This window comes from Leptolyngbya sp. UWPOB_LEPTO1, assembly GCF_017302695.1.
Lineage (GTDB): Bacteria > Cyanobacteriota > Cyanobacteriia > Leptolyngbyales > Leptolyngbyaceae > Leptolyngbya > Leptolyngbya boryana.
The window spans coordinates 65,761-89,597 of record NZ_JAFLCJ010000009.1 but is presented as its reverse complement, the minus strand read 5'-3'; the positions used below and the strand labels follow the sequence as shown (position 1 = coordinate 89,597).

23 protein-coding genes are annotated in these 23,837 nt (G+C 47.5%); 9 read left to right on the top strand and 14 right to left on the bottom strand.

The window, feature by feature from the left end:
* Window positions 1–226: 226 nt before the first annotated feature.
* A complete protein-coding gene (locus tag J0L70_RS15115) occupies window positions 227–697 on the top strand; it encodes a DUF4149 domain-containing protein (RefSeq protein WP_017286670.1) in 471 nt (156 codons plus the stop codon).
* A 110-nt stretch (window positions 698–807) separates the two neighbouring features.
* On the opposite strand, the gene J0L70_RS15110 is transcribed toward J0L70_RS15115, so the two are convergent.
* Genes J0L70_RS15110 through J0L70_RS15100 form a run of 3 tightly spaced genes read right to left on the bottom strand, consistent with a single transcriptional unit; the run spans window position 808 to window position 1,869 of the window.
* Window positions 808–1,098, bottom strand: coding sequence for a TMEM165/GDT1 family protein (locus J0L70_RS15110; RefSeq protein ID WP_017286671.1), 291 nt, complete (start codon window positions 1,096–1,098; stop codon window positions 808–810).
* Between the two features lie 3 nt (window positions 1,099–1,101).
* Window positions 1,102–1,458, bottom strand: a complete 357-nt coding sequence (locus tag J0L70_RS15105) for a TMEM165/GDT1 family protein (RefSeq protein ID WP_287455169.1) — start codon at window positions 1,456–1,458, stop codon at window positions 1,102–1,104.
* Between the two features lie 60 nt (window positions 1,459–1,518).
* A complete protein-coding gene (locus J0L70_RS15100) occupies window positions 1,519–1,869 on the bottom strand; it encodes a YkgJ family cysteine cluster protein (RefSeq protein WP_017286673.1) in 351 nt (116 codons plus the stop codon).
* A 493-nt stretch (window positions 1,870–2,362) separates the two neighbouring features.
* On the opposite strand from J0L70_RS15100, the gene J0L70_RS15095 reads away from it, so the two are divergent.
* Entirely contained in the window at window positions 2,363–2,854 is a 492-nt protein-coding gene (locus J0L70_RS15095; protein ID WP_287455168.1) for a group I intron-associated PD-(D/E)XK endonuclease, read from the top strand.
* A 141-nt stretch (window positions 2,855–2,995) separates the two neighbouring features.
* Here the strand turns inward: J0L70_RS15095 and ppk1 are convergent, their stop codons facing one another.
* The 5 genes from ppk1 to J0L70_RS15070 all read right to left on the bottom strand — a co-directional run bounded on the left by ppk1 (window position 2,996) and on the right by J0L70_RS15070 (window position 7,951).
* Window positions 2,996–5,155 carry a polyphosphate kinase 1 gene (gene ppk1, locus J0L70_RS15090; protein WP_287455167.1) on the bottom strand — a complete coding sequence of 720 codons (2,160 nt, stop codon included), beginning with the start codon at window positions 5,153–5,155 and terminating at the stop codon, window positions 2,996–2,998.
* The gene (locus J0L70_RS15085) at window positions 5,155–5,376 is read right to left on the bottom strand and encodes a hypothetical protein (protein WP_017286676.1); all 222 of its coding nucleotides are present in this window, start codon (window positions 5,374–5,376) and stop codon (window positions 5,155–5,157) included. The genes ppk1 and J0L70_RS15085 overlap by 1 nt, the downstream gene beginning before the upstream one ends.
* A 378-nt stretch (window positions 5,377–5,754) precedes the next feature.
* On the bottom strand, window positions 5,755–6,252 hold the full coding sequence (locus J0L70_RS15080; RefSeq protein ID WP_190649117.1) for a DUF427 domain-containing protein: 498 nt from the start codon (window positions 6,250–6,252) through the stop codon (window positions 5,755–5,757).
* Complete coding sequence (gene prmC / locus J0L70_RS15075; protein ID WP_190649115.1) at window positions 6,249–7,118, bottom strand: peptide chain release factor N(5)-glutamine methyltransferase; 870 nt, start codon at window positions 7,116–7,118, stop codon at window positions 6,249–6,251. The genes J0L70_RS15080 and prmC overlap by 4 nt, the downstream gene beginning before the upstream one ends.
* Before the next feature lie 5 nt (window positions 7,119–7,123).
* Window positions 7,124–7,951: a Tic22 family protein gene (locus J0L70_RS15070; protein ID WP_287455166.1), complete on the bottom strand. Its 828-nt coding sequence runs from the start codon at window positions 7,949–7,951 to the stop codon at window positions 7,124–7,126.
* Window positions 7,952–8,328: 377 nt separating this feature from the next.
* Here J0L70_RS15070 and J0L70_RS15065 point away from each other — a divergent pair, with 377 nt between their 5' ends.
* Both J0L70_RS15065 and J0L70_RS15060 read left to right on the top strand, forming a co-directional pair.
* Window positions 8,329–8,649, top strand: coding sequence for a DUF8820 family protein (locus tag J0L70_RS15065; protein WP_017286682.1), 321 nt, complete (start codon window positions 8,329–8,331; stop codon window positions 8,647–8,649).
* On the top strand, window positions 8,649–9,338 hold the full coding sequence (locus tag J0L70_RS15060; protein ID WP_017286683.1) for a DUF6745 domain-containing protein: 690 nt from the start codon (window positions 8,649–8,651) through the stop codon (window positions 9,336–9,338). Before J0L70_RS15065 ends, J0L70_RS15060 begins: the two co-directional genes overlap by 1 nt.
* 6 nt (window positions 9,339–9,344) lie before the next feature.
* On the opposite strand, the gene J0L70_RS15055 is transcribed toward J0L70_RS15060, so the two are convergent.
* The 3 genes from J0L70_RS15055 to hpf form a co-directional block, all read right to left on the bottom strand.
* Complete coding sequence (locus J0L70_RS15055) at window positions 9,345–11,192, bottom strand: VWA domain-containing protein (protein WP_287455165.1); 1,848 nt, start codon at window positions 11,190–11,192, stop codon at window positions 9,345–9,347.
* 235 nt (window positions 11,193–11,427) lie between these two features.
* Window positions 11,428–13,452: an elongation factor G gene (locus J0L70_RS15050; RefSeq protein ID WP_287455164.1), complete on the bottom strand. Its 2,025-nt coding sequence runs from the start codon at window positions 13,450–13,452 to the stop codon at window positions 11,428–11,430.
* A gap of 263 nt (window positions 13,453–13,715) precedes the next feature.
* Window positions 13,716–14,345, bottom strand: a complete 630-nt coding sequence (gene hpf, locus J0L70_RS15045) for a ribosome hibernation-promoting factor, HPF/YfiA family (protein ID WP_017286686.1) — start codon at window positions 14,343–14,345, stop codon at window positions 13,716–13,718.
* A 198-nt stretch (window positions 14,346–14,543) separates the two neighbouring features.
* Between hpf and lipB the strand changes: the two genes are divergently transcribed.
* Together lipB and J0L70_RS15035 are read left to right on the top strand one after the other, a co-directional pair.
* Complete coding sequence (gene lipB / locus J0L70_RS15040) at window positions 14,544–15,200, top strand: lipoyl(octanoyl) transferase LipB (RefSeq protein ID WP_287455163.1); 657 nt, start codon at window positions 14,544–14,546, stop codon at window positions 15,198–15,200.
* Window positions 15,169–16,254 carry a sensor protein KdpD gene (locus J0L70_RS15035; RefSeq protein WP_287455162.1) on the top strand — a complete coding sequence of 362 codons (1,086 nt, stop codon included), beginning with the start codon at window positions 15,169–15,171 and terminating at the stop codon, window positions 16,252–16,254. Before lipB ends, J0L70_RS15035 begins: the two co-directional genes overlap by 32 nt.
* Here the strand turns inward: J0L70_RS15035 and J0L70_RS15030 are convergent.
* From J0L70_RS15030 to J0L70_RS15020, 3 genes are all read right to left on the bottom strand, one after another.
* Window positions 16,251–17,267 carry a substrate-binding domain-containing protein gene (locus J0L70_RS15030; RefSeq protein WP_287455161.1) on the bottom strand — a complete coding sequence of 339 codons (1,017 nt, stop codon included), beginning with the start codon at window positions 17,265–17,267 and terminating at the stop codon, window positions 16,251–16,253. The genes J0L70_RS15035 and J0L70_RS15030 overlap by 4 nt on opposite strands.
* Window positions 17,264–18,640, bottom strand: coding sequence for a protein kinase domain-containing protein (locus J0L70_RS15025; RefSeq protein ID WP_353736639.1), 1,377 nt, complete (start codon window positions 18,638–18,640; stop codon window positions 17,264–17,266). Before J0L70_RS15025 ends, J0L70_RS15030 begins: the two co-directional genes overlap by 4 nt.
* Before the next feature lie 78 nt (window positions 18,641–18,718).
* Window positions 18,719–19,603: a CoB--CoM heterodisulfide reductase iron-sulfur subunit B family protein gene (locus J0L70_RS15020; protein WP_017286691.1), complete on the bottom strand. Its 885-nt coding sequence runs from the start codon at window positions 19,601–19,603 to the stop codon at window positions 18,719–18,721.
* A 225-nt stretch (window positions 19,604–19,828) separates the two neighbouring features.
* Between J0L70_RS15020 and acpP the strand changes: the two genes are divergently transcribed.
* From acpP to tkt, 3 genes are all read left to right on the top strand, one after another.
* Window positions 19,829–20,080, top strand: a complete 252-nt coding sequence (gene acpP, locus J0L70_RS15015) for an acyl carrier protein (protein WP_017286692.1) — start codon at window positions 19,829–19,831, stop codon at window positions 20,078–20,080.
* Window positions 20,081–20,160: 80 nt separating this feature from the next.
* The gene (fabF, locus tag J0L70_RS15010) at window positions 20,161–21,414 is read left to right on the top strand and encodes a beta-ketoacyl-ACP synthase II (RefSeq protein WP_017286693.1); all 1,254 of its coding nucleotides are present in this window, start codon (window positions 20,161–20,163) and stop codon (window positions 21,412–21,414) included.
* A gap of 177 nt (window positions 21,415–21,591) precedes the next feature.
* On the top strand, window positions 21,592–23,601 hold the full coding sequence (gene tkt, locus J0L70_RS15005; RefSeq protein WP_268183820.1) for a transketolase: 2,010 nt from the start codon (window positions 21,592–21,594) through the stop codon (window positions 23,599–23,601).
* Window positions 23,602–23,837 lie beyond the last annotated feature (236 nt).

Genomic DNA, 23,837 nt, shown 5'->3' with positions numbered 1-23,837 from the left:
ATCAATTAAGGAGGATATTGCATCTCTCAAGATGGAAGTTGCAGGATTCTGATCAGTTTCGATTTATATTTTAATGTTCGATTACCTGAATAGAGGATCTAGTTTTTATCGCTAGATCCTCTATTTTTGATCTAAATTTCTTTGCTAAGTTTCTTATCTCAAATCCATTGTCTAAAGTGGGATTTGTTAGGCTGAATTTAGAGTAATTCGAGCATAGGTCTGCGTTATGACTGTCGCTTCAAAAGTCAGTTCCAATTTTGTAAATTGGCGAAAGATTTTGATCCTCACCTTGGCATTTTGGATCAGCAGTAGTGTGTTGCTTGATTTGGTAGTTCTGCCAAGTCTATTTGCAGCTGGAATGATGTCGCAGCCTGATTTTGCAACGGCTGGATATGGAATTTTCTGGATATTTAATCGCTTAGAATTGCTTTGTGCTGCTTCGGTTTTGACGAGTGTTTTAGTTCAGCAGCAGTCTGAGAAGACTTTAACTTCGATCGTATTAGCTGGAGTGTTGTTTGCGATCGCGATAACTTGCACTTATTTGCTGTCGCCTCAGATGAGTGCGCTCGGCTTGAATCTGAATCTCTTTGCGCCTGCGCAAGTTCCAACGGGAATGGATCAGCTTCACATCGGCTATTGGATGCTTGAATCGTGCAAGCTACTTGCAGGGGGATGGCTGCTGAAACGTGAATTTTAGACAAGTTTGGAATGGTGAATTCCAATTCGTGCGGTGAACTCCATTGAAAAGCCTCCAGCATTTGGAGGCTTTTTCTCTAATTTTTTCTAAATTGTAGAATTGCAATGGGGTTACGCTTCTTCTTCGCAGTTGCTAAACCAAAGGAGTCGTACGGCTAGGATCAAAAATCCGATCGCTGCAATGATTTTTGTCCATTTTGTCGGCAAAAGCTGTGCGGTTCCTTCTCCAAGAATCACACCAATAAAACTGGCTAAAACTAACGCCGCTACAGTTCCAAGAAAAATTGCTTTGGGAGAGTTATTGCTGTTGCTGCTGAGCGCGATCGCGGCAAGCTGACTTTTATCGCCTAGCTCTGCTAAAAAGACAGTGACAAAACTAATGCCCATTAATTGCCAGTCCATAATTTACATCCCCATGACATCGACAACTAACAGCACTGCAACTAATAAGAGAATTCCACCGGTTGCTTTTTCCAAGGTTTTTGGAGAAACGTTTTGACAGAGCCAACGCCCGACCAGAACGCCGACTAAGCTGGTTGCCACGAGTGCAGTCGCAGCGCCCGCAAACACGATCCAAGGATGATGAGATTGAGCGCTCATCAGCAAGGTTGCCAGTTGGGTCTTATCGCCTAACTCGGCTAAGAAGATCGTGATGAAAGTGGAACCGAAGGCGCTCAGAAAATTCGCCTTCAGGCTAGGCTGGGTCTTTTCAAGAATGATGACTTCTTGTGTTTCAAGGGTGGGGAGGTCAGGAGAAGGCATGAAACTACTTTCATTTTCTTTTCATTATTCTGACACTATACCCGCAAATGCTTTCTTTTGCTAGAGTCCAATTTCTCGCTCAAATTTCAACGACTCCAAACTGCGATCGCCATAAACGGCTTCGATCTGTTCGCGACAGCAGTCGATCGCGAACTCGTTTAATTCTTCTGGCTCAATGCCAAACATCTCCTGAAAGGTTTCCGGCGTGACGCGGCAAAAGCTCGGTCGAGTGTCATAAATTTCGCATTCGCGAGTCGTTTGGTTGAAATTCACACACCAGCCGTCTTCACCGACCATGCTGAGATACAGATGGAGTTGTTCGGGATTGAGATAGGTTTCTAACTCTGGTCGATCGCTCGGATCGAGGTTGCAGCAAGCTCCACAATATTTTACGCACCGCCAAGTTGCCATGATTTCGGCTCGAATAAGAACCTCTCTATCTTCTCGCTTTAAATTGGGTATTGCAACTTTTGGGGACTTATGGTTATACTGGTTGAGTTGCCAAGCGAAAGCACACAGCGACGCGGGGTAGAGCAGTCTGGTAGCTCGTCGGGCTCGGATCGAAGATCAGTTATACGCTTTTAAGCTGATTTTCTAGATGGGCGGCATATCAAGAAACTGATGTGTGTTTACTTGTCTAAGTCGGGGAAGCCAATAGCGCGGTAATCCCGAACCAAGCCTCGAAAGAGGAAGGTGTAGAGACTGGTTAGGCAAGCACCCTAACAGGAAAGCTGAGGGTGAAGGGACAGTCCAGACCACAAACTGAACAGAGTTCAGGCAACGAAAGTTGTAGTGGTAAGCATAACCCGAAGGTCCATGGTTCAAATCCATGCCCCGCCACCAAATCTAGAGCGGTAGATTCAAAAGAGTCTACCGCTCTAGTCGTTTAAACAGATTTAGAATCATGGATACTAAGCTAACGGGCGATATTGCTGAGCAAGCTGCGATCCTCTACGCGCTGAAACAGGGGTGGGGTGTGCTGCAACCTGTTGGCGATCGACTTCCTTATGATTTGGTCTTTGATGTGTCGGGAAGGTTAATCAAGATTCAGGTGAAATCTGCTTGGTTGGATGAACCCTCTGGTAATTATGTCGTTGATAATCGTCGGACTAAAACAAATCGCCGCGTTATGCTTCGGGATGTCTATCAGCCAACTGACTTCGATTTTGCTCTTGCTTACCTTGCAGATCTTGATGTGTTCTATGTTTTTCCGGTTGATATCTTCATCAGCTACGGCAGTGAAATTCATTTTGTAGAAGCTGAGAAACGCCAGCGTAAGCCAAAGAGTGCCATGTACCGAAATGCTTGGCAGCTGATTCTACAATTTGGATCTTCTCAGCCAGATCGATTGGATCTGAAACAAAATGATCCGAATTTACCTCACACATTGTTCTAAAGAGAAAGATCCAACGCTTAGAAAGTCTGGAAGAGTTGCGACTCTGGCAAGAGTTCGATCGCAAATTAGCTAGCTACGAAATCTGGTTCTACATTCGCTGCTCTTGCCGAGCGAGTCTGACATTTGAAGATCTCGAAGCAATTAACTTTGCTTTTGCGCCATGTCCATAAAAATTTGCTGCGAACTCTGCTCAGCTTGATCCGCTTGGGGTTTGCGCTGGACATATTTACCATCCGACTGCAAATCCCAGGCGTGACGGTTATCTGCCAGCATAATGCCTAAAATTTCTTGCAAATCTTGAGCCAGACTCGGTTCTTCGACAGGGACAACCGCTTCAACTCGGCGATCGAGATTTCTCGGCATCCAGTCGGCACTGCCAATAAAGACCTCTGGCTCACCATTGTTGTTGAAATAGAAAATGCGCGCATGTTCGAGAAAGCGTCCCACAATGCTGATGACGCGGATATTCTCACTAATCTCGGGCAATCCGGGGCGCAGACAGCAAATTCCCCGCACAATCAAATCAATTTGAACCCCCGCTTGCGAAGCCTCATACAATGCCATAATCAAGCGCGGATCAACCAAAGCATTCATCTTGGCAACAATTCGACCTTGACCGCCGTTCTGTTGATGCTCAATTTCACGCTCGATATATGCCAACATACGATCGCGCAAATTCACAGGAGCAACTAACAATCTGCGATAAGACTGCTGCCGCGAATACCCCGTCAAATAGTTAAAGAGATCCGTTAAATCAGCGCCTAGCTCCTCTCGACAACTAAAAACCCCTAAATCGGTATAAAGGCGAGCTGTCTTCGGATTATAGTTACCTGTGCCAATATGCACATATCTTTTAATTCGGTCTTCTTCACGTCGAACGACTAAGACAAGCTTCGTATGAGTTTTTAGCCCGACTAACCCATAAACAACGTGAACCCCGGCGCTTTCTAACTTTTTCGCCCAATTGATGTTATTTTCTTCGTCAAATCGAGCTTTGAGTTCAACTAAAGCGGCAACTTGAACGCCATTCTCTGCGGCTGCAATTAATGCTTGAACGATCGGAGAATCCCCTGAAGTTCGATATAGGGTCATCTTGATTGCCAGCACATTCGGATCGTGGGCTGCTTCTTCAATAAATCGCTGCACACTGCGAGAAAAGGAATGATACGGGTGATGTACCAGCAAATCCTGCTTTCGCATGACTGAAAAGAAGTTCTCATCATGCGTTAAAGCTTCTTGCACAGGGACTTCATTAACTCTTTTGAGCTTCGGATGTGTAATCGGACTCCAGGGAGGATCTTTTAGCTCTGGAAGCGGTAATCCTCCAAACATAAACAGATCGCGCAGACAGAGTAGACCCTCGATTTCATAAACATCTTCTGAAGAAATCTCCATCTCTTCGATCAGCATCGATCTCAATTGTTCGGGCATCGATGGATTGACTTCAAGGCGCACGGCAGAACCACCGAATCGCCGCTTTCTCAATTCTTCTTCGATCGCGGACATCAAATCATCGGCTTCATCTTCTTCGACTTCTAAATCGGCATTGCGCGTGATTCGGAAGGGATGATATTCCTGAATGTTCATGCCAGGAAATAATGCCTCTAGATTGTGAGCAATGACTTGCTCGAGCGGCACACCTGCCCAGACGGTTGCCCGACTTTTTGCGATCGACGTTGGCAGATCTTGCGTCTCGATCGGCAAAGGAATAAATCGTGGCAAAACTTTCGGAACTTTTACCCGTGCATACAGTTCCTCGTCGTCTACCGGGTCTTTGATCACAACCGCTAAGTTGAGACTGAGATTGGAAATGTAAGGAAAAGGATGTCCAGGGTCGATCGCTAACGGAGTCAGAACTGGAAAAACTTTTTCCTCAAAGTATTGATGTAAGTATGCTCGTTGTTCTTGGTTAAGATCGATATAGTCCAGCAGATAAACGCCTTGTGCTGAAAGCTGCGGGCGCAGCGCTTCTTCAAAATGACGATGCTGTTTTGCAACGAGGGGACGTAAGCGATCGTTGATTAAATTTAACTGTTCTTGAGGCGTGCGACCATCTGGACTCAGCTTTCTTACCTGAGCTTCAATTTGCTCTTTGAGTGCTCCGATGCGTACCATGAAATACTCATCTAAGTTCGAGCTAAAAATCGCTAAAAACTTTAAGCGCTCAAGTAAAGGCGTGCGTGGATCAAATGCTTCATGAAGAACTCGGCTATTAAACTCAATCCAACTCAACTCTCGATTCAGATAGTACTGCGGATCATTGAGATTAATTTCCACCGTCGCTTGCTTACGCCGTCGCATTAGAACACCTCATCTTCGATTCCAACCCACCATTCGCCCAAATTCATCACATCCTGATGAATATCGGTCACTCGCTGTTCATATTCTTCTAAGGATAGCTGCGATCGTTGTTCTTTCAGCTTCATGAGTCTAAGCTGGGCGAGCAACCAGGGTTTTGTCACATTTCCAGTTTGCTCAAGATACCGGGCAAATTCGGTGCTGTTTAATTCGTTGCTGCTCATGAACACTTGGAGTTAAGGATACTTTTATTGTTGCGTTATTTTTAGCGATGCGACGCGATCTCATCGACCAATTTGGGCAAAATCAGCGTTTAGTTCTGTCTTTGCCAAAACTGTAGTTTCGCAGGATCGGTCGTATGATCCCAGCCGTATTGTTAAACTAAGTGTCAAAATCTAAAGAACTGTGTGCTTTCCCACCAGTTTGGAAATGCTTTGCGTAAGATTGAAAGTAATAAAGGTATTGAACTCTTACGAGACTTCCCGACTAGCTTAATTAGGTTGGGTTATAAAAAACGGAGCCTAGATCGTCCTCGGTCTAGGCTCTATTTTACGCGAAGAAATTGAAGGCTTTGGAAACACTTCAAGGTTTCAGTTTCTTAGCTACCACCCCCAAGATCCCATCTCACCCTTAAATGGGCCTACGATATCTTTTGTAATCCAGCCTCCATAAAACTGTCCTGGCTGCGGAATCACCTTTTCTCCATTCACATAGCATCCATCCATCGGAGCTGCATAGAACGCGACATAGTTCTGAATCGCTGCAAAGTTTGGAGTCGGATTGCTGTAGTACCAAGCGACATCGATCGCGCTTTTTTCTCCCACTTTGACACTGTAATAACTGCCTGCCCCTTTCCATTCGCAGAATGTGGTGCGAGCTGAGGGCAGCAAGTACTGTTGCTGAATGTCTTCTGGTGGAATGTAGTAAGTCGGAGGATGGCTTGTCTCTAACACTCGCATCGCGTGATGCGTATCGACGATCGTCACGCCATTAAAAATAATCTGAATCTGTTTCTCAACAGGCTCTAATCTCGGTGGGCGCGGATAATCCCAGACAGATTCCTGTCCAGGTTCGGGTGGTATTGGAGTCGGTCGCATCATAGTCGGTAAGCGGTTACAAATCGTTCAATTCCAGCGAGATCTTTGTGAATCTCAATGCGATCGTAACTTCCCTGTGCCGAAAGCAGTTGTGCGATCGCGTTTCCTTGTCCCATCATCATCTCAACCATCCAAACGCCTCCCGAAATTAGATAGTCCGGGGCACGATTCACCAATTCTCGAATACTCTCTAACCCATCTGCTCCGCCATCTAAAGCCAGATGCGGTTCGTGTAATCTCACTTCAGGCTGCAATTCAGCAACACTCTCAGTCGGAATATAAGGCGGATTAGACACCACTCCGCTGAGTTGACCTTTCAAATGAGGGATCGCGTCAAACCAATTGCCCTGATAGAACTGAACAGGTGCATTCAAGGTTTTTGCATTGAGTGATGCGATCGCTAAAGCTTCTGCACTGCGATCAACGGCATGAATGGTCGCATTCGGTAGGGCAAAAGCGAGTCCGATCGCGATTGCCCCGCTTCCGGTTCCTAAATCTACCCAATGCCCCGATTTGAGGGTTAAATCTTGCGCGAGTGCCAAATCAATCAGCAATTCCGTTTCAGGTCGCGGGATCAAGACTCCCGGAGCGACGTGCAATTCAAATTCACGCCAAGGCGTAACGCCCGCTAAATACTGAACGGGAACGAATTCCTGCACTCTGCGCTGCCAAAGTCGATCGAGTTCTTGTAAAGACACCTTCAACTCAAGCTCGGATTCTGGCTGCAAACGCAGGAAAAGCCGACTCACTCCTGCTAATTCTTGCAAGAGCCAATCGACTTCGTTCGGGGGAAGACCGTGGGCGATCGCGCTATTTTTTGCGCGCGATCGCCACTGCCAAAGTTGGACACCGGGAACTGAAAATCCCATTCAAATTAACGTCTTTGCGGTTGTGGAGCGGGTCTTTGCGGTTGACCTTGCTGCGGTCTTTGCGGTTGACCTTGCTGCGGTCTTTGCGGTTGACCCTGCGGTTGCTGCGATCGCACAAACTCGATCGTCTCTCTCGGCGGAATCAGCACAATCTTATCGAGTTGCGGGTCTTTTTCCTTTTTCATCGCTTCCATTACGCCTTCAAGCGGGAAGACCTGAATATCCACTGTGGCTGCTAAATCAGGCTTTTGTTGCTTAAAGCGATCGACCAACGGCTGTAAATCTTCTTTGTTAAAGAACATTGGGATCACAGACTGGTTCCCTTCTTGAATCGTCAAAAATCCCTTTTCTTTTCCAGCTCGTGCGACGAATAGCGGTGTGCCATTAAACTGGCTGACTTGCTGACCCCCTTGCTTCAGAATCGCGACAGCAGAATCAACCTGCTGCTTCGTAGGAACATACGCGAAATCTAACTTATCAGGCTTGCCTTGTGCTCCCTGGTTGAGTTGATAGACTTCAGCGAGCGAGACCGGAACGACTCTGACATCCTTTGCCAGGGCTGGATTCTTTGCTTTCAAATTCTCTAAAAATGCTGCTGCATCTTTCTGGCTAATAAATACCCCTGCAACCGGATTTCCCTTTTGACCGTTGGGAGGCTGGGCGACGAGTGGCGCACCTTGGTTATTGGCGATCGTGAAAACTGGAACAGCCCGTAACTTTTGACTAATTTGTTCTGGTGTTAGGGCAAGTGCCTGCAGCCCGCCGACTAGCGTCCCCATCAAGGTTCCGCCAACTAACGCAGCGGTTGTACTCCAACGAACCAATGACTTCATGATTGCTCCTGGCTTCAAAAACGATACATCGACTGAAATCCGAGGCGTTTACTGTCCCTATCGATCATCTGCAAACGGCGGATTTTCATCGCAGGCTCGTTGCATCAGATCGGAGTTGTGATTCGGCTCAATCATCCTGTTCAGTTTGACCGAGGCGAAACGAATTAAGTTTCCGATCGCGATCAAATGACAATTGTTCATGAATATGAACAATTTGCGAAACAATTCTTGGCAATAGTAGCATCGATTCGCTTGGTTATGACACTCAAAGTGCGATCGCCTGTCTTAAATCAAGATTGAGGACTCTCTATAAATATTGACCTTCAGAGTATTCAATTGGTAAAATTGTACTAATTTAGACTTTCAGGAGTACGCTGATGCGAAGTCCGATTGCAGGTACGCTTTACCGACATGGTGATGTTTTACTGAGACAAATTGATCGTCTTCCCAATAACGTGAGAAAACGCGAGAGTGTAACCTTAGCCGAAGGTGAAGTAACAGGACATCGGCATCGAATTCAGCAAGCTCAAGCGGTGCAACTTTGGGAGCAAGGTGAGAATCTATTTTTAGAAGTTAAAGCATTCAGTGCCACCTTAGTTCACGAGGAACATCATGCGATCGAGCTTCCGCAGGGATTGTATCGAGTTTGGAAACAGCGCGAATATCGTCCTGGTCACTATGTTGAGGTGTCTGATTAATGCGGAGCTTAATGGCAAATGGGCGAATTCCCAAAAAGTCGATTCGTCCTCTTCCTGAAACTCATGAACCGATTTCGGGCGATCGTGCTCGGAAGTTGATTCTTGAACGTCGCGCTTGGGACGGGATGCGCGTTTTGGGTCATTTGAATCTAAGTCGCGCGTCAGCCCTTTATACGCTGCCCGAAAATCTCACGTGTGAAAGCTTGGATATTAGTGATTGTCCGAATCTCACGTTCCTGCCGAAAGGGTTGCATGTGACGCACTGGATTGAAATTGCAGACAGCGGAATTATGCACCTTCCGAAAGGGCATGGATTTGTGTTGCGCTGGCGGGGCGTGCGGGTCAGCGATGCGATCGCGTTTGAAACCCATACGGGACAAGATATTCTCAATGTCGAAAATGTTGAACTGCGGCGGGTGCTGATTGAGCGATTGGGATATGACACCTTTTTGCAGCAGGTGGGGGGTGTCGTGCGCGATCGTGATACCGATGCGGGTGGAGAACGTCAACTGATTTGTATTGCTTTTGAAGATGACGAGCCGCTGATGCTTCTAAAAGTGACTTGTCCTTCAACGGGACATCTGCATATTTTGCGAGTTCCGCCTTATCTAAGAACCTGTCATCAGGCAGCCGCCTGGATAGCTGGATTTGACAATCCAGACGACTATCAGCCTGTGATCGAAGCTTAGATAGGGTTAACTTGCGATTGCAGCTTGGACGAACCGCTTGATCTCGCCGCAAGCAATGTAAGACTTACCATCAGGAGCCGTTTTCACCGCTTCGACGACATAGAGCATTCCTTCTTCGCGAATCGATCGCGGAAAGCGCATGTTCCAGTCCGGTTCGTACCCGTCTGCAACGACTCGCGCTCTCAACTTGCTGCCGTCTTTCACGCATTGCACCAAGATGCCATCTCCAACCGTATCTGTGGTTGGCAAAGCTGCGGCTGTTGCGGGTGCTTTTGATGCGGTGGATGCAGTTCTCGATCGCGATCGACCAAAACTTGCAAATACATCTACTTCCCCTGGCTTCACAAATCGCTGGATCTGACCTTGCACTCGGTAGAAAGATTGGTCTGCGGAAAGCTCAATTCCTTCCACGACATAACGCGCTCCTTCTGCTCGAATCGCACGTGGAAACTGTACATTCTTGGTCGAATCATAGCCATCGGAAACGACCTTGACTCGCAGTTTTCCGCCTTCTCGCACGCAGATTAATTCAATTCCAGAGCCAACTTCTTGCACCGTTGCCATGGCTGCAATTTCTTCGCCAGCCGTCACACCCCGACCTGCTAGATCGCTCCGATTGCGAGTCAAGCTTTGGAAACTTTGATCTCTTAGTTCTTTGCGTCCTGCATTTCCGAGTGCTCCTTGTGCAATCCGATTTGCAAAGTAATCAAGCTGCTCGATCTCTTCTGCAATTTCAAAGGTTTCGTCTAAGCCTTTACTGCGAAGATTTTGAATCAGCGATCGCAGAGCAAATTCTGCTTCTTGATGCTTGCCCTGTTCTGCTAGATTCAGCGCAGTTTCCTTTGTTTTCGCGATCGTCAGTTGGCTGAGTTCTAGAAGGATATGACTAGATGCAGCGCTGGCAGATTCCTCGATCGTGCCAATCTTTGCCACAATCTCAGATGTTCCTGCAACGGATTGAATTGCTCCGTCTTGAATCACATCTGCGCTGTAATGCACTTTCATAATCGGCAAATCGCCAACTGATGCAGAGGGAAGTGACAAGCTCAAGCCTAGTAACTTGTCTTCGCGCTCATATAAATCGCCTAAGCCAATAACAGTTGCGCCTTGAGCAGTTTGTGTCACCTCAGCTAGGCTCAATGTATCGAGTAGTTCAACACCGGGAGCAAGCTCGATCGTCACTGAGAGATTTTGTCCCACGACTGCCCGTAAGCTATCGAGTTCGATGCTAAACACTTCGCTCGCTTCATCAATGCTCTGAATGAAGTAGAAGTTCCCTTTCGAGGCTCTTGCCATGCCAATCAGCATATCTTCATTAAAGCCTTGAGCAAACCCTAAGGTCGTGGTCGCAATGCCTTCTTCTGCTTTTTGTCCTGAAGTTGTAGTTAGGACTCGCGGATCTTGAATCCCCATGTTTGCATGACCATCCGTCAGGAGCAGCACCCGGTTGACCTTTTGTGGATCAAGATGCGCTTTGACAAACTCGCATCCTTTGAGCCAGCCACCCGAAAGATTCGTAAGCCCACCTGCTTGAACTCGACGAATCGCAGATTTGAGTGCAGATTTGTCACTCACCTCTTGAGGAGCAACCGGAACATCTACGACATCATCGTAAACCACGACTGAAAGCGTATCGGTTGCTTCGAGTTGATCGACAACAGATTCAGCAGCTTTCAAAGCATGATGTAGCGGCGCGCCTGCCATTGATCCAGAGCGATCGATGACGAGAGATAAGTTCAAATCGCGGCGCGGAGATTCAGGAAGATCAGCTCGAAATCGTAGCAATAAATTGGTTTGAAGGGGGGTACCAGTCGGAAGAATTGCCTGTTCAAAATCGTACTTAGTTTCGATCATTTACAGCCCCTCTACTAGGTTCATCATGTAGCCAGAGTGCCCAAATCGAGAGCGAGGGATGGTCAGTGATTGCCGATCATCCCTCGCTCTATTATAGTACATTTGAACCAAAATAGATTAAGTAGAGGAATTCAATTGGTCGATCGTCGTCATTGAGCAAGTTCCTTCAACAAGAAACCGGAGTCGAAATTGCTCGACTCCGGAGACGCTGATCCTTAGAGAGATAGATCAAAAACTAACGTTTACCGTTGCTGTGCCCAGTCGTGACGAGAACTCTTTCGGCTAGCTTATCGGGGACTTCTTGCAGATGATCGAATTCACACTGGAAGAATCCGACTCCCATCGTTTGCGATCGCAGTTCTACAATTAAGTCATGCATTTCTGCTTGGGGCAGGAGCACAACGACATCATCCCAACCTGTCCAACCCTCTTTCGCGTCGTAGCCTAGTACTTGACCGCGACGACCACTCGACAGCCGTAGCACCTTTGAAGTGAAATCCGTTGGAACAGAAATCACAGCTTTGACGATCGGTTCTAATAACACAGGCTCACACTTCGCCATGCCTTCCTGCATTGCAATACGAGCGGCTTGCTTGAAAGCTTGCTCCGAACTATCAACACTGTGATAGGAACCATTCGTTAAAGTCACAGCAATATCGACAACTGGGAACCCTAGTGGTCCCGTTGTGAGATACTCCCGTACACCCATTTCTACTCCTGGAATGTACTGTTTCGGAACGACTCCACCCACAATTTTTTCACCAAACCGGAAGCCATCCCCGCGTGCGACAGGCTGAATGTCGAGATAGACATCTCCAAATTGTCCATGTCCGCCTGTTTGGTGCTTGTAGCGACCATGAGAGTTTGTAGATTTGCGAACGGTTTCTTTGTAGGGAACTTGGGGCAGATGCGTCACCATCGGGAGATTGTACTTGCGGCGTAAGCGATCGAGTGCGATTTGCAAGTGAATTTCACCCTGTCCCCACAGAATGATTTCATGGGTATCACCATGCTGCTCCCAACAGAGTCCAGCATCTTCTTCCAAGAGTTTTGCGAGTGTTCCTGTTAGCTTCACCTCATCATTGCGTTTCTCAGCTTGAATTGCCATAGCAAAGACGGGTTTGATCTGCTCAGGCTGACGTAGGGCTGGAACTTCTACAGGAGAGAGGGTATCACCTGTTTTAATTCCTTCCATTCTGGCAAGCGCAACAATCTCACCTGCATGAGCTTCATTGATACTTTGCTGTTGTTGCCCCATCAGGCGATACATTCCACCGATGCGTACTCCATTTAAGGTCATGCCGTCTGTGATGGTGCCTTGCCAAACGCGAATCAGAGAGAGCTTGCCTCCTTGTTGAGTGTTGTAAGTTTTGAGCACTTGAGCGATTTCTGCATCAGATTTGATGTTGCGGCGTTCTGCGATCGCAGTTGGCTCTGATGTTTCTTGTAGTAATGCTTCGAGTAAAGGACGCACACCATAATCGCGATCGGCGCATCCAAAGAACACAGGCACAATCAAGTCAGCACCCAGTTCCATTTTCAGATCGTTCAAAATCTCTTCTTCGGGTGGCTCAATTTCTTCTAAAAGTTCTTCTAGCAGGTGATCATCCCAATTTGCGAGCGTTTCCAGCATTTCCATACGGGCAAGCTGCTCTTCTTCTTTGAGTTCATTGGGGAAAGGAACTGGGTCAGCAGGTGCGCCCGGATGATAGTGGTAGGCTTGCTCGTTGACGAGATTGATAAAGCCTAAAATCGATTCGCCCCGGCCAATCGGATATTGATGCGGAATCAGTGGACGGCTTGAAACAGCTTTGAGCGCGTGTAGAACTTCCATGAAATCTACATCAGCGCGATCCATTTTGTTCAAAAATACGAAGTGCGGAATTTCCCAATCGTCTAGGAATTTGAACAAGGGCGATAGAGTCATCACTCGATCGACGACAGGTTCGCAGACGACAACCACTGCATCTACGCCGATCAGGGCGTTCAAGGTTTCCTGAGCAAATTCTACCGATCCGGGACAGTCAAGGAAGGTAAACCGCACGTCTTCATAGACGGTGTGTGCTGCGTTGACTTCAACGGTCATTTGGCGATCGCGGGCTTCTTGGCTGCTGTCTCCGACAGTGTTTTTGTCTTGAACCGTTCCTTTGCGAGACACTGCTTTGGTGACCCAAAGTAAGCTTTCGAGTAAGGTGGTTTTGCCGCTCAGGTAAGGACCTACGATCGCCACACTTCGGATGCCGATAGAATTACCTTTCATATCTGACCTCTTGAATTAAGTGAAATGCAGAACATACCTCGATCGCATTTCTGTAAATGTAATCTCTAAATTTCTGCATTGAAGAGTGCAAAAATCAGACATTAAATTTACAGCGCGATCGAAGCTTGAATTGAGATAGAAAATCGGGAATTTCTGAATCTGAAATTATTCAGTCTATGGATTATCAAATTGATTGCATCCAATCGATTGAAATCTCAGATTGTCTTAACAAAAATGGGGCGCGTTGAGCACCCCATCTTGTCTTATGAAATTAGCGAGCTGGCAGTCTCAGTCGCGTGTTTACCATTCCCATTTTGGTGAGTGTGTCCGTTGCCGTTGCGCGGTTGAATGACACCGTATCCCCCGTGATTCCGTTCATAAGCGACGTTGATTTCACCCGTCTCGATATTGCGGAACATATAGAAGTCATGTCCGACAAGTTCTAGCTGCTCGATCGCTTGATCAACGGTCATCGGTGGCATTGAGAAATACTTCGTCCGAACCACTTGGGCAGGCAGTTCCGGTTCTCGGTCGAGCCGCAACTCTTCTACCACAGGCTGTCCTTCTAGAAGTTCAGTCGTTTTTTCATGACGATGATTTGCACGTTTTTCTTTGTATTTTCGGAGTCTCCGACTAATTTTATCTGCGACTAAATCAATACTGGCGTAAAGATTTTCGCTGGCTTCTTCGGCGCGAACGACAGTTCCGTTCGCATAGATCGTGACCTCTGCAATTTGTTTTGCAACGCGAGGGTTTCGGGCGACAGAGAGATGAACATCGACTTCGGTTGTTAATGCCTGGTAGTGGTTCACCGCTTTTTCAATTTTTTGGTGAACGTACTCTCGAATCGCATCTGTGATTTCAATGTTCTTTCCCTGAATCACAAGCTTCATATAAGCTGCTCCTCCCCTGGAATGGTGGGTGATTAACTTCACACTAGCACTTTGGTATTGCAGTAAACAGTTCGGTTAAAAATGTTTTGCATCTGTTGACAATTCTTGATTCAAAAAGGGCGGTGATCTCCCCTGTTTCTCGCTTGATCTTTCTGCAATTTTGAGCGAATCTTATTAATCGGGGATTCACCAAGCTCTATGCGATCGTGTTTTTTGTACTCTCAAGGGTTAGTGCCTTATCAAACTGCCTGGAAATGGCAGCGATCGCTGGTGAATGAGCGCAAAGAGAATGCGGCTCTCGATGATATTTTGATTTTGCTAGAACACCCGTCTGTTTACACACTTGGACAGGGTTCGGATATCGGATTTCTCAAGTTTGCTCCGGGTGAGTATGAATTGCATCGAATTGAGCGCGGTGGAGAAGTAACCTATCACTGCCCTGGGCAACTGGTGGGCTATCCGATTTTGAATTTGCAGTACTATCGCAAGGATTTGCATTGGTATCTGCGACAGTTGGAAGAAGTGATCATCCGAGTTCTAGCAATGTATGAATTAGAAGGAATTCGGATTCCAGGATTGACTGGGGTTTGGGTGGAGGGACGAAAGTTAGCAGCGATTGGGATAAAAGTCAGTCGTTGGATTACGATGCATGGGTTTGCGTTGAATGTCTGCCCTGATTTGAGTGGATTTGAGCGAATTGTGCCGTGTGGGATTGCAGATAAGCCGGTCGGAAGTTTGGCGCAGTTTGTTCCAGGCGTTACGGTCGAAGAGGTAAAAGAAAGAATTGCGATCGCGTTTGCTGAAGTCTTTGAAGTCACTCTCCATGAACACACTTTCTCGTCGGGGCAAGCATAAGATTTTCATCGGCATGTCGCCTGGTGTCGGGAAGACGGTCAAGATGCTTGAAGAAGCGCGCGGCTTGAAACAAGAAGGTGTCGATGTTGTCATCGGGCTACTCGAAACGCATAACCGAGAGGAAACCGCGCAAAAAGCGATTGGGCTAGAACAAGTCCCCCGCCAACAACTGCTGGTTTCGGGAGTTGTCCTCACTGAAATGGATACAGCAGCAGTGATGGCTCGCCAGCCTCAGCTTGCGTTGATTGATGAGCTAGCGCATACGAATGTGCCAGGTTCAAAGTACGAGAAGCGATATCAAGATGTCGAAGAAATTTTGGCAGCGGGAATTGATGTGTTCTCGACCGTCAACATTCAGCATCTAGAAAGCTTGAATGATCTGGTAGCTCGAATTACTGGCGTTGTTGTCCGAGAGAGAATCCCCGATCGCGTTTTAGAACAAGCCGATGAGATTGTCGTAGTTGATGTGACTCCTGAAACGTTGGAGGAGCGGCTCAAAGATGGCAAAATCTATGCGCCTGAGAAGATTGATCAAGCTTTGCAAAACTTTTTTCAGCGTCGGAATTTGATTGCACTTAGAGAGCTAGCGCTGCGAGAGATTGCAGATAATGTTGAAGAGAAGGAAATTGAAAGTGAGAATGCTTCCTTCTGTAACATTCATGAGCGCATCTTAGTCTGCATTTCGACTTATCCCAATTCGATTCAGTTACTTCGGCGCGGAGCTAGAATTTCAGGATATATGCACGGGCTACTTTACTGCCTGTTTGTCAACGCGCCGGATCGATTTTTAACGAAAGCAGAAACCTTACATATTGAGACTTGTGAGCAGATCTGTCAGGAATTTGGGGGGCAATTTATTCGCGTGACAGAACCCGATCGAGCAAAAGCGATCGCACAAGTTGCTCAAGAGTACCGAATTACGCAAATTGTGATTGGGGAAAGTCGTCGATCGTACTGGAGCACTTTGATTCGCGGCTCTCTGACTCAGCGATTGCTAAAATCCTTGCGCAACATTGATGTGCATATTATTGCAACAGAGCCACGAGGAAATTAACGCACGCGCACAAATCCTGCTTTCGCGATCGCCTCCTGTGCTGGAGTACTCAAAAGCAGATTCGCATATGCTTCACCTGCTTGTTGTTCTCTGCTATTGTTTTGTTTCACAATTACCGAAAGATTGCGGGTCAGCGGATAAGTGCCATCCTGAAAGGCTTTTGTATTTAATCGATTCCGAGTTGGACAAGTTGCAAGCGATCCTTCGTAAGCTGCAACAAACTGATTCGTCGTTCCCAACGGCATTGTTTTCACAGTACACTGCGGCACAACTTCAGGCGCTGAAGCAAAGTAGATTCCCCCAGGAGTTGAGCCTACTTTTTGTAATCCCTCTGTTGTGGTGCCAACAATCTGAGTCGTTGCAGGTAAAGGCTGTCCTTTGAGTACTTGCTCAGAGAAGATATTGCCATCGAGATCCCGACGTGAAAAAACGACGATCGCTAAATCCTGCCCGCCGACTTGTTGCCAATTGGTAATCCGCCCTAAGTAAATCTCGCGGAGTTGATCGAGGGTTAATCCCGGCGCAGATTGAGAGGGGTGAACTGCGATCGCAATGCCATCGATCGCGATGGGAATTTCTTTCAAACTCAAGCCTTTTTGCTGTGCGTCTTGCTGCTCTTGTGGCGTGATAGGTCGTGAAGATTGAGCAAACTGAACTTGACCATTCAACAACATCTGAATGCCGACTGCTGAGCTAGGCGCGCTGCCAACTGGATTGACATAACGCAGTCGAAATTCGGGACGAGCAGCTTGCAGTGCTGCATCCACACTCAAACGAATCGGTGCCCAAGACGTACTGCCACCATAATTAAAAATTCCAGGTGGGACATTCTGTACCTCTGTCCAATCGGCTGAGGGCTTTGAATTGGGCAAAGGAGTCGCAGAAGGCTTCGGCTCAAAATTACCAACCGGAATGCCTGATTTCTCAGCTAGCCACCAAACGCCAGCAGCAATCAAGCTACCTGTAATCAACAACGAAAAAAGTAAAGCAGGGGCTTCGTTTTTCTGAGTCATAAGAGTCGAGAAACTAGGTTGAAGATTAAACGAAATACAAGTCCGATCGCGAGTGCAACCAACGCCGTTAAGCCTGCAAAAATTAAAACATTCAGTGCCGGATGACCTGCCCGGACAAATTCACCTGCCCCATTTAGCTGCCTGACAAATCCAACCGTCAACAGTGAAACGCCTGCCAAAATCACGAGATCAATCTTTTCAATGAATCGCCAGTACTGTGCCAAGAGCAGAATTCCAACCAACATCAGCCAGAAGGTCGCACTGATGAGGGTTGTTCCGAGCAGGCTCACCATTGAGATCGCTAAAATGCCTGCTTCAAATCCAGTGAAGATTGATCCGCCGATCCATTCTAGGGTTGAGAAGCGGGAAATAATCGGCGATCGCTGAGGAGTCGGAGTGGGGAGTGGGGGAGTGGGAGGTGGGGGAGTGGGTTTTGGAGCGAGGGCGGCGAGCACTTCAGTTGCAGATTGAAAGCGCTCTGCTGGAGCATGACGCAGCATACGATCGAGGATGTCTGCAAATTGCGAACTGACTTGAGCCTGCTTTCGCCAATTCCACTGGTTGTTATAGCTATCAAATAAATCTTGCGGCGATTTTCCAGTGAGTAACATCACACAAGTGGCTGCTAGAGCGTACAAGTCACTTGCAGGAAAAACCTGGCTGCCTGAAATCTGTTCGGGCGGAGCAAATCCTGCGGAGTAAATCCCGGTTGAACTTTGAATATTTCCAACCGCCTTTGTGACAAATTTGACTGCTCCGAAATCGAGCAAGTAGAAGCGCCCATTCTGATGACGCATGATATTGGAAGGCTTAATATCCCGATGAATTGAGCCATTCTCATGCACAAACTCTAAAATCTTCAGGGTTTGCTCTAGAGCGTTGCGCATGTCTGACTCAGAAAATCTTCCGTTTTGAACTAGCTCTGCTTCTAAGGTTTGCCCTTCAATATATTCCTGAACTAAGTAAAAGAATTTGGCGTTTTTCGGAGAATTCGGATCAGTGACTTCAAAAAACGCGAACAAATCGGGAATCTGCGGATGTTCTCGTCCGAGTTGCTCGAGCACTTCGGCTTCTCGTTCAAACAGATCTTGAGCAACTTTGAGCTGAGCAGGCTTGAGATTGCCAGAAGGTTGAAACTGCTTGACCACACACGATCTCATGCCTGGCGTATAGCGATCGCGCGCCAGAAATGCTGTGCCAAATCCGCCTTGTCCCAATAATTTTGTCGGCAAATACCGTCCCACCAATATCAATGGCATGCCACAATGCATACAAAATTTCTGGGGAACAGATTTTAAGATGTTGGGGTCGTCTAGGTCTGCGAAATGATTCACAGGACGGGCACAACCAGGACGAGTGCAGTGTAGCTGCATAGAGACTCACGAATTCGGTGCGTTTACCTACTAAAGTAACCTAGTGTGTCAAGCCTGGCACTATTTCTTAGTATTTTTCTATTTTCCTAATTTTGCAAGCACTGATTTTGTGGCAACGATGTGGCGATCGAGTCCCAACTCCGAAGGCGAAATCCCGATCGCCAATCCTACCAACTGCGGCAAATGCAAAATTGGTAAGCCTAATTTCTCTCCAATGACTTGTTCAACTTCTGGCTGTCGCGAGTCTAAATTCAAATGGCACAGCGGACATGGCGTGACCATACAATCGGCTCCAGCTTGAATCGCCGCTTTGATATGCTTCCCTGCCATCTGAAACGACTGCTCAGTTGCATAACTCGAGAGCGGCCATCCACAACATTGAGTCCGACCGCGATACTGAATCGGTGTTGCGCCCACTGCCTCAAATAAGTTCTCCATTGACGTGGGATTGAATGGATCATCTAAAGGACGATCCTGCCCGCGCAAGAGATAACAGCCATAAAATGCTGCACATTTAAGACCTGAGAGCTTGCGAGTGACTTTTGCCGCGATCGCATCGAGTCCATAATCACTCACCAACGCCCAGAGTAAATGTTTGACCTCAGTGCTTCCCTGATAAGGCGAACATCCTTCCCGGTTCAAAAACCCATTCACTTGATTCAAATACTCTGAATCTGCTGATTTCAACCGTTCATCCACATGCCCGATTACGCCCTGACAGGTGCTGCAATGCGTCAAGAGCGGCAAGTTTAATTCTTCAGCTAAAGCAATATTTCTAGCATTGACCGTATCTTCGAGCAGTTGAGAATCTTCTTTAAACGTTCCCGAACCGCAACAAGCAGCTTTTTTCAATTCGATCAATTCGATTCCGAGCGATCGCGACACAGCTTTGGTCGATTGATCCAACTCCCGACACGCTCCTTGCGCGACACAACCAGGGAAATAAGCGTATTTCAGAACCATAGAATTTGCCCGACTCATCCGACTTTGATAGTAGCGCCCACCGCCTCGAAAACACCGATCTTAAGAAAAACTGAGGAATTTGGTCAGCGATCGTGGCAAAATGTTCACCGCACCCGAATCTGATATGAGATGACTTCATTCAGATAAGATGAAGAGATGCTCAAAATGAATGAGCATTTCTGTGTTTAGTGTGATTCGTTGCGGCTGCAACTCAAGAGGAATTTTATGAGCGAGACCGAAATTTTTGATAAAGTCCAGAAGATCGTGGCAGAACAGTTAGGTGTCGATGCCGCTAAAGTTGTTCCTGCTGCTAGTTTTGCAAACGACTTAGGTGCAGATTCACTCGACACCGTTGAATTGGTGATGGCACTCGAAGAAGAATTCGACATCGAAATCCCCGATGAAGCGGCAGAAGAAATTGCAACGGTTCAATCTGCAGTTGATTACATCAGTGGCAAAGTTGCAGCCTCGGCTTAGTCAAATCTCCGAAGAATGGGGGATAAGACTGTGACTTGTCCCTCATCCTTTATCCCCACATCCTTTTTTCATTGGACATCATGACAAATACGGTAAATAAGCGCGTTGTTGTCACAGGGCTTGGTGCAATTACGCCGATCGGCAATACGCTTTCTGAGTATTGGGACGGGCTAATGGCGGGACGTAATGGCATTGCCCCCATTACTTTATTCGATGCGTCTCGGCATGATTGTCGTTTTGCCGCTGAGGTAAAAGGCTTTGATCCGATTCAATATATGGATCGCAAAGAAGCAAAACGGATGGATCGCTTTTGTCAATTTGCGGTTGCAGCCAGTAAACAAGCTTTGGCAGATGCAAATTTCGAGATCAATGATCTGAATGCAGAACAGGTCGGAGTTTTGATCGGAACGGGCATTGGCGGCTTGAAAGTTCTCGAAGATCAGCAAGAAATTAACCTGACCAAAGGACCCGATCGCTGTAGTCCGTTCATGATTCCCATGATGATTGCGAATATGGCGGCAGGTCTTACGGCGATTCACATTGGTGCAAAAGGTCCAAACTCTTGTTCAGTGACCGCTTGCGCGGCTGGCTCGAATGCGATCGGCGATGCGTTTCAATGGGTGCGACGCGGCTATGCTCAAGCCATGATTTGCGGTGGTACTGAAGCGGCAGTCACTTCGCTTGCAGTAGCAGGATTTGCAGCGTGTAAAGCCCTCTCATTAAGAAATGATGACCCTACTCACGCGAGCCGCCCGTTTGATAAAGATCGCGACGGTTTCGTCTTAGGTGAAGGATCTGGAATTCTTCTGCTTGAAGAAATGGAACACGCGCTGGCTCGTGGCGCAAAGATTTACGCTGAAATCGTCGGCTATGGCGTAACTTGCGATGCTTATCACATCACAGGACAAACTCCAGGCGGAAAAGATGCCGCAAGAGCGATTCAGTTCTGTCTAAAAGATGGCGGACTCACTCCGGATCAGGTGGATTACGTCAATGCTCACGGAACCAGTACGCCCGTCAATGATCCAAATGAGACGATGGCGATTAAAACTGCTCTGGGCGATCGCGCAAAACAAATTCTCGTCAGCTCCACGAAATCGATGACGGGTCACTTGCTCGGCGGTTCTGGCGGAATTGAAGCCGTTGCAACCGTGATGGCAATCCACAACGATCGCGTTCCTCCAACGATTAATTTGGTCGAACCCGATCCAGCTTGTGATCTCGATTACGTTGCCAATGAAAGCCGCGAACATGTCGTGAACGTTGCGCTGTCCAACTCTTTTGGGTTTGGCGGACACAATGTGACGATCGCATTTAAAAAGTTTGAGCCATAAACTTGAACTGGCTACCGTTATCTAGGATTATTAGGAGGCTGTTATCAATTGACAGCCTTTGATAGCTTTTTCTGATTAGGTATTTGTGCCTACTTTTCTTCATAATGGAATCAAGTATTCGGATTTGATCGAATTCTTCCGTTATTGCCCACTCGTCGTTCATTCTTAACAGAAATCATGGTCGTTGCAGCCCAGTCACTCGAAGAACTTTGCATTAATTCGATTCGCTTTTTAGCGATCGATGGCGTTGAGAAAGCAAAATCCGGACACCCAGGATTGCCGATGGGTGCGGCTCCGATGTCCTTCGTGCTATGGGACAAGTTCATGCGGTTTAATCCCAAAAATCCGCAGTGGTTCAACCGCGATCGCTTCGTGCTGTCCGCAGGTCACGGCTCAATGCTGCAATATGCATTGCTCTATTTAGCGGGCTATGACAGTGTGACGATCGACGATATCAAACAGTTCCGCCAACTCGGATCGCGCACGCCTGGACACCCAGAAAATTTTGAAACTGCGGGTGTTGAAGTCACAACTGGGCCTTTGGGTCAAGGGATTTGTAATGGGGTTGGTTTGGCAATCGCTGAAGCGCACCTGGCTGCAAAATTCAACAAGCCCGATGCAACGATTGTTGATCACTATACCTATGTGATCATGGGTGATGGCTGCAACATGGAAGGCGTTTCGGGTGAAGCTTGCTCACTGGCTGGACACCTGGGTTTGGGTAAACTGATTGCCCTCTATGATGACAACCATATCTCGATCGATGGAGACACGGAAGTTTCCTTTACTGAAGATGTGGGTAAACGCTACGAAGCGTATGGTTGGCAAGTTCTCACTGTGCCCGATGGCGATACCAATACTGCTGCAATCGAAGCAGCGATCGCAGAAGCGAAGAAAGAAACGACCAAGCCGACCTTGATCAAAATCCGCACGACGATCGGATTCGGTTCACCCAACAAGCAAGGAACCGCAGGCGTTCACGGTGCTGCTTTGGGTGGTGACGAAGTGGCTGCAACCCGCAAGCAGTTAGGTTGGGATTACGAACCTTTCGTGGTTCCCGAAGATGCGTTGAATCACTGGCGCAAAGCGATCGAGCGCGGTGCGAAGCTCGAATCTGATTGGAATGCAGCATTTGCAGACTACAAAGCAAAATATCCTGAAGATGCAGCAACCTTTGAGCGCCTGCTGAGCGGCAAGCTTCCAGACGGTTGGGAAAAGTGCCTTCCGGTCTACTCGCCTGAAGATAAAGGCTTAGCGACCCGTCAAACGTCTGAGAAGACCTTGAATGCGATCGCGCCTGTGGTTCCCGAACTGATCGGTGGTTCGGCTGACTTGACTCACTCGAACTTGACCTTGCTGAAAGGGTTCGGTGACTTCCAGAAAGGCTCTTACCAAAACCGCAACCTCCGCTTTGGAGTCCGCGAACATGCAATGGGCGCAATCTGTAATGGAATTGCATTGCACAATTCGGGCTTGATTCCTTACTGTGCAACCTTCTTGGTGTTTGTAGACTACATGCGGGCAGCGATTCGCCTTTCTGCACTGTCTGAAGCAGGCGTGATTTATGTCATGACTCATGACTCAGTTGCATTGGGTGAAGATGGCCCTACTCACCAACCGATTGAGACGCTTGCATCGCTGCGTGCGATTCCGAATCTGTTGGTCTTCCGTCCTGCAGATGGAAATGAAACCTCTGGTGCATACAAAATTGCAATGGAGCGTCGTAAGCAGCCTTCGCTGTTGGCAATGACTCGTCAAGCATTGCCGAACTTGGATGGTAGCTCGATCGATGCGGTCGCTCGCGGTGCATACATTCTTTCCGGTAGCGATGACCTGCCAGACATCATCTTGGTGGGAACGGGAAGTGAAGTGAGCCTTTGTGTAACTGCTGCTGAGAAACTGCGTGCAGAAGGTCACAAAGTCCGTGTGGTATCGATGCCTTGTTGGGAATTGTTCGAGGAGCAAGATGAAGCTTACAAGAACACCATCTTCCCGAAAGCAGATCAAAAACGCCTCGTGGTTGAAGCTGCTTCTAGCTTCGGTTGGCAGAAGTACATGGGAAGCGAAGGCGACATGATCAGCATTGAGCGCTTTGGTATCTCGGCTCCAGGTAACGTTGCTATGGAGAAATTCGGCTACACCGTCGATAACGTTGTGGCTCGTGCGAAAGCAGTGATCGGCAAATAAGCACAAAAGTTGCTTTGAGTGATAGATTGCAAGCCCCCAGAATTTCTGGGGGCTTTTTTGTTGAAATCGGCATCGCTAACTCAATTGCTTTCATCTACTCGGAACCTGATGAAAGCAATTCCTCATGGGTTGCTACAAGAATTACGAAGGTTGATCTAATCGTTCGATCGATCAGCGCTGCTATTAGATATGCGTGGGCAGTTCTAGATGCGATCGCAGCTTCAAGCAACCCATCT

Coding starts and splice junctions, on each gene's coding strand:
- J0L70_RS15115 (WP_017286670.1), top strand. CDS start 227: ATGACTGTCGCTTCAAAAGTCAGTTCCAATTTTGTAAATTGGCGAAAG.
- J0L70_RS15110 (WP_017286671.1), bottom strand. CDS start 1,098: ATGGACTGGCAATTAATGGGCATTAGTTTTGTCACTGTCTTTTTAGCA.
- J0L70_RS15105 (WP_287455169.1), bottom strand. CDS start 1,458: ATGCCTTCTCCTGACCTCCCCACCCTTGAAACACAAGAAGTCATCATT.
- J0L70_RS15100 (WP_017286673.1), bottom strand. CDS start 1,869: ATGGCAACTTGGCGGTGCGTAAAATATTGTGGAGCTTGCTGCAACCTC.
- J0L70_RS15095 (WP_287455168.1), top strand. CDS start 2,363: ATGGATACTAAGCTAACGGGCGATATTGCTGAGCAAGCTGCGATCCTC.
- ppk1 (WP_287455167.1), bottom strand. CDS start 5,155: ATGCGACGGCGTAAGCAAGCGACGGTGGAAATTAATCTCAATGATCCG.
- J0L70_RS15085 (WP_017286676.1), bottom strand. CDS start 5,376: ATGAGCAGCAACGAATTAAACAGCACCGAATTTGCCCGGTATCTTGAG.
- J0L70_RS15080 (WP_190649117.1), bottom strand. CDS start 6,252: ATGATGCGACCGACTCCAATACCACCCGAACCTGGACAGGAATCTGTC.
- prmC (WP_190649115.1), bottom strand. CDS start 7,118: ATGGGATTTTCAGTTCCCGGTGTCCAACTTTGGCAGTGGCGATCGCGC.
- J0L70_RS15070 (WP_287455166.1), bottom strand. CDS start 7,951: ATGAAGTCATTGGTTCGTTGGAGTACAACCGCTGCGTTAGTTGGCGGA.
- J0L70_RS15065 (WP_017286682.1), top strand. CDS start 8,329: ATGCGAAGTCCGATTGCAGGTACGCTTTACCGACATGGTGATGTTTTA.
- J0L70_RS15060 (WP_017286683.1), top strand. CDS start 8,649: ATGCGGAGCTTAATGGCAAATGGGCGAATTCCCAAAAAGTCGATTCGT.
- J0L70_RS15055 (WP_287455165.1), bottom strand. CDS start 11,192: ATGATCGAAACTAAGTACGATTTTGAACAGGCAATTCTTCCGACTGGT.
- J0L70_RS15050 (WP_287455164.1), bottom strand. CDS start 13,452: ATGAAAGGTAATTCTATCGGCATCCGAAGTGTGGCGATCGTAGGTCCT.
- hpf (WP_017286686.1), bottom strand. CDS start 14,345: ATGAAGCTTGTGATTCAGGGAAAGAACATTGAAATCACAGATGCGATT.
- lipB (WP_287455163.1), top strand. CDS start 14,544: ATGCGATCGTGTTTTTTGTACTCTCAAGGGTTAGTGCCTTATCAAACT.
- J0L70_RS15035 (WP_287455162.1), top strand. CDS start 15,169: ATGAACACACTTTCTCGTCGGGGCAAGCATAAGATTTTCATCGGCATG.
- J0L70_RS15030 (WP_287455161.1), bottom strand. CDS start 17,267: ATGACTCAGAAAAACGAAGCCCCTGCTTTACTTTTTTCGTTGTTGATT.
- J0L70_RS15025 (WP_353736639.1), bottom strand. CDS start 18,640: ATGCAGCTACACTGCACTCGTCCTGGTTGTGCCCGTCCTGTGAATCAT.
- J0L70_RS15020 (WP_017286691.1), bottom strand. CDS start 19,603: ATGGTTCTGAAATACGCTTATTTCCCTGGTTGTGTCGCGCAAGGAGCG.
- acpP (WP_017286692.1), top strand. CDS start 19,829: ATGAGCGAGACCGAAATTTTTGATAAAGTCCAGAAGATCGTGGCAGAA.
- fabF (WP_017286693.1), top strand. CDS start 20,161: ATGACAAATACGGTAAATAAGCGCGTTGTTGTCACAGGGCTTGGTGCA.
- tkt (WP_268183820.1), top strand. CDS start 21,592: ATGGTCGTTGCAGCCCAGTCACTCGAAGAACTTTGCATTAATTCGATT.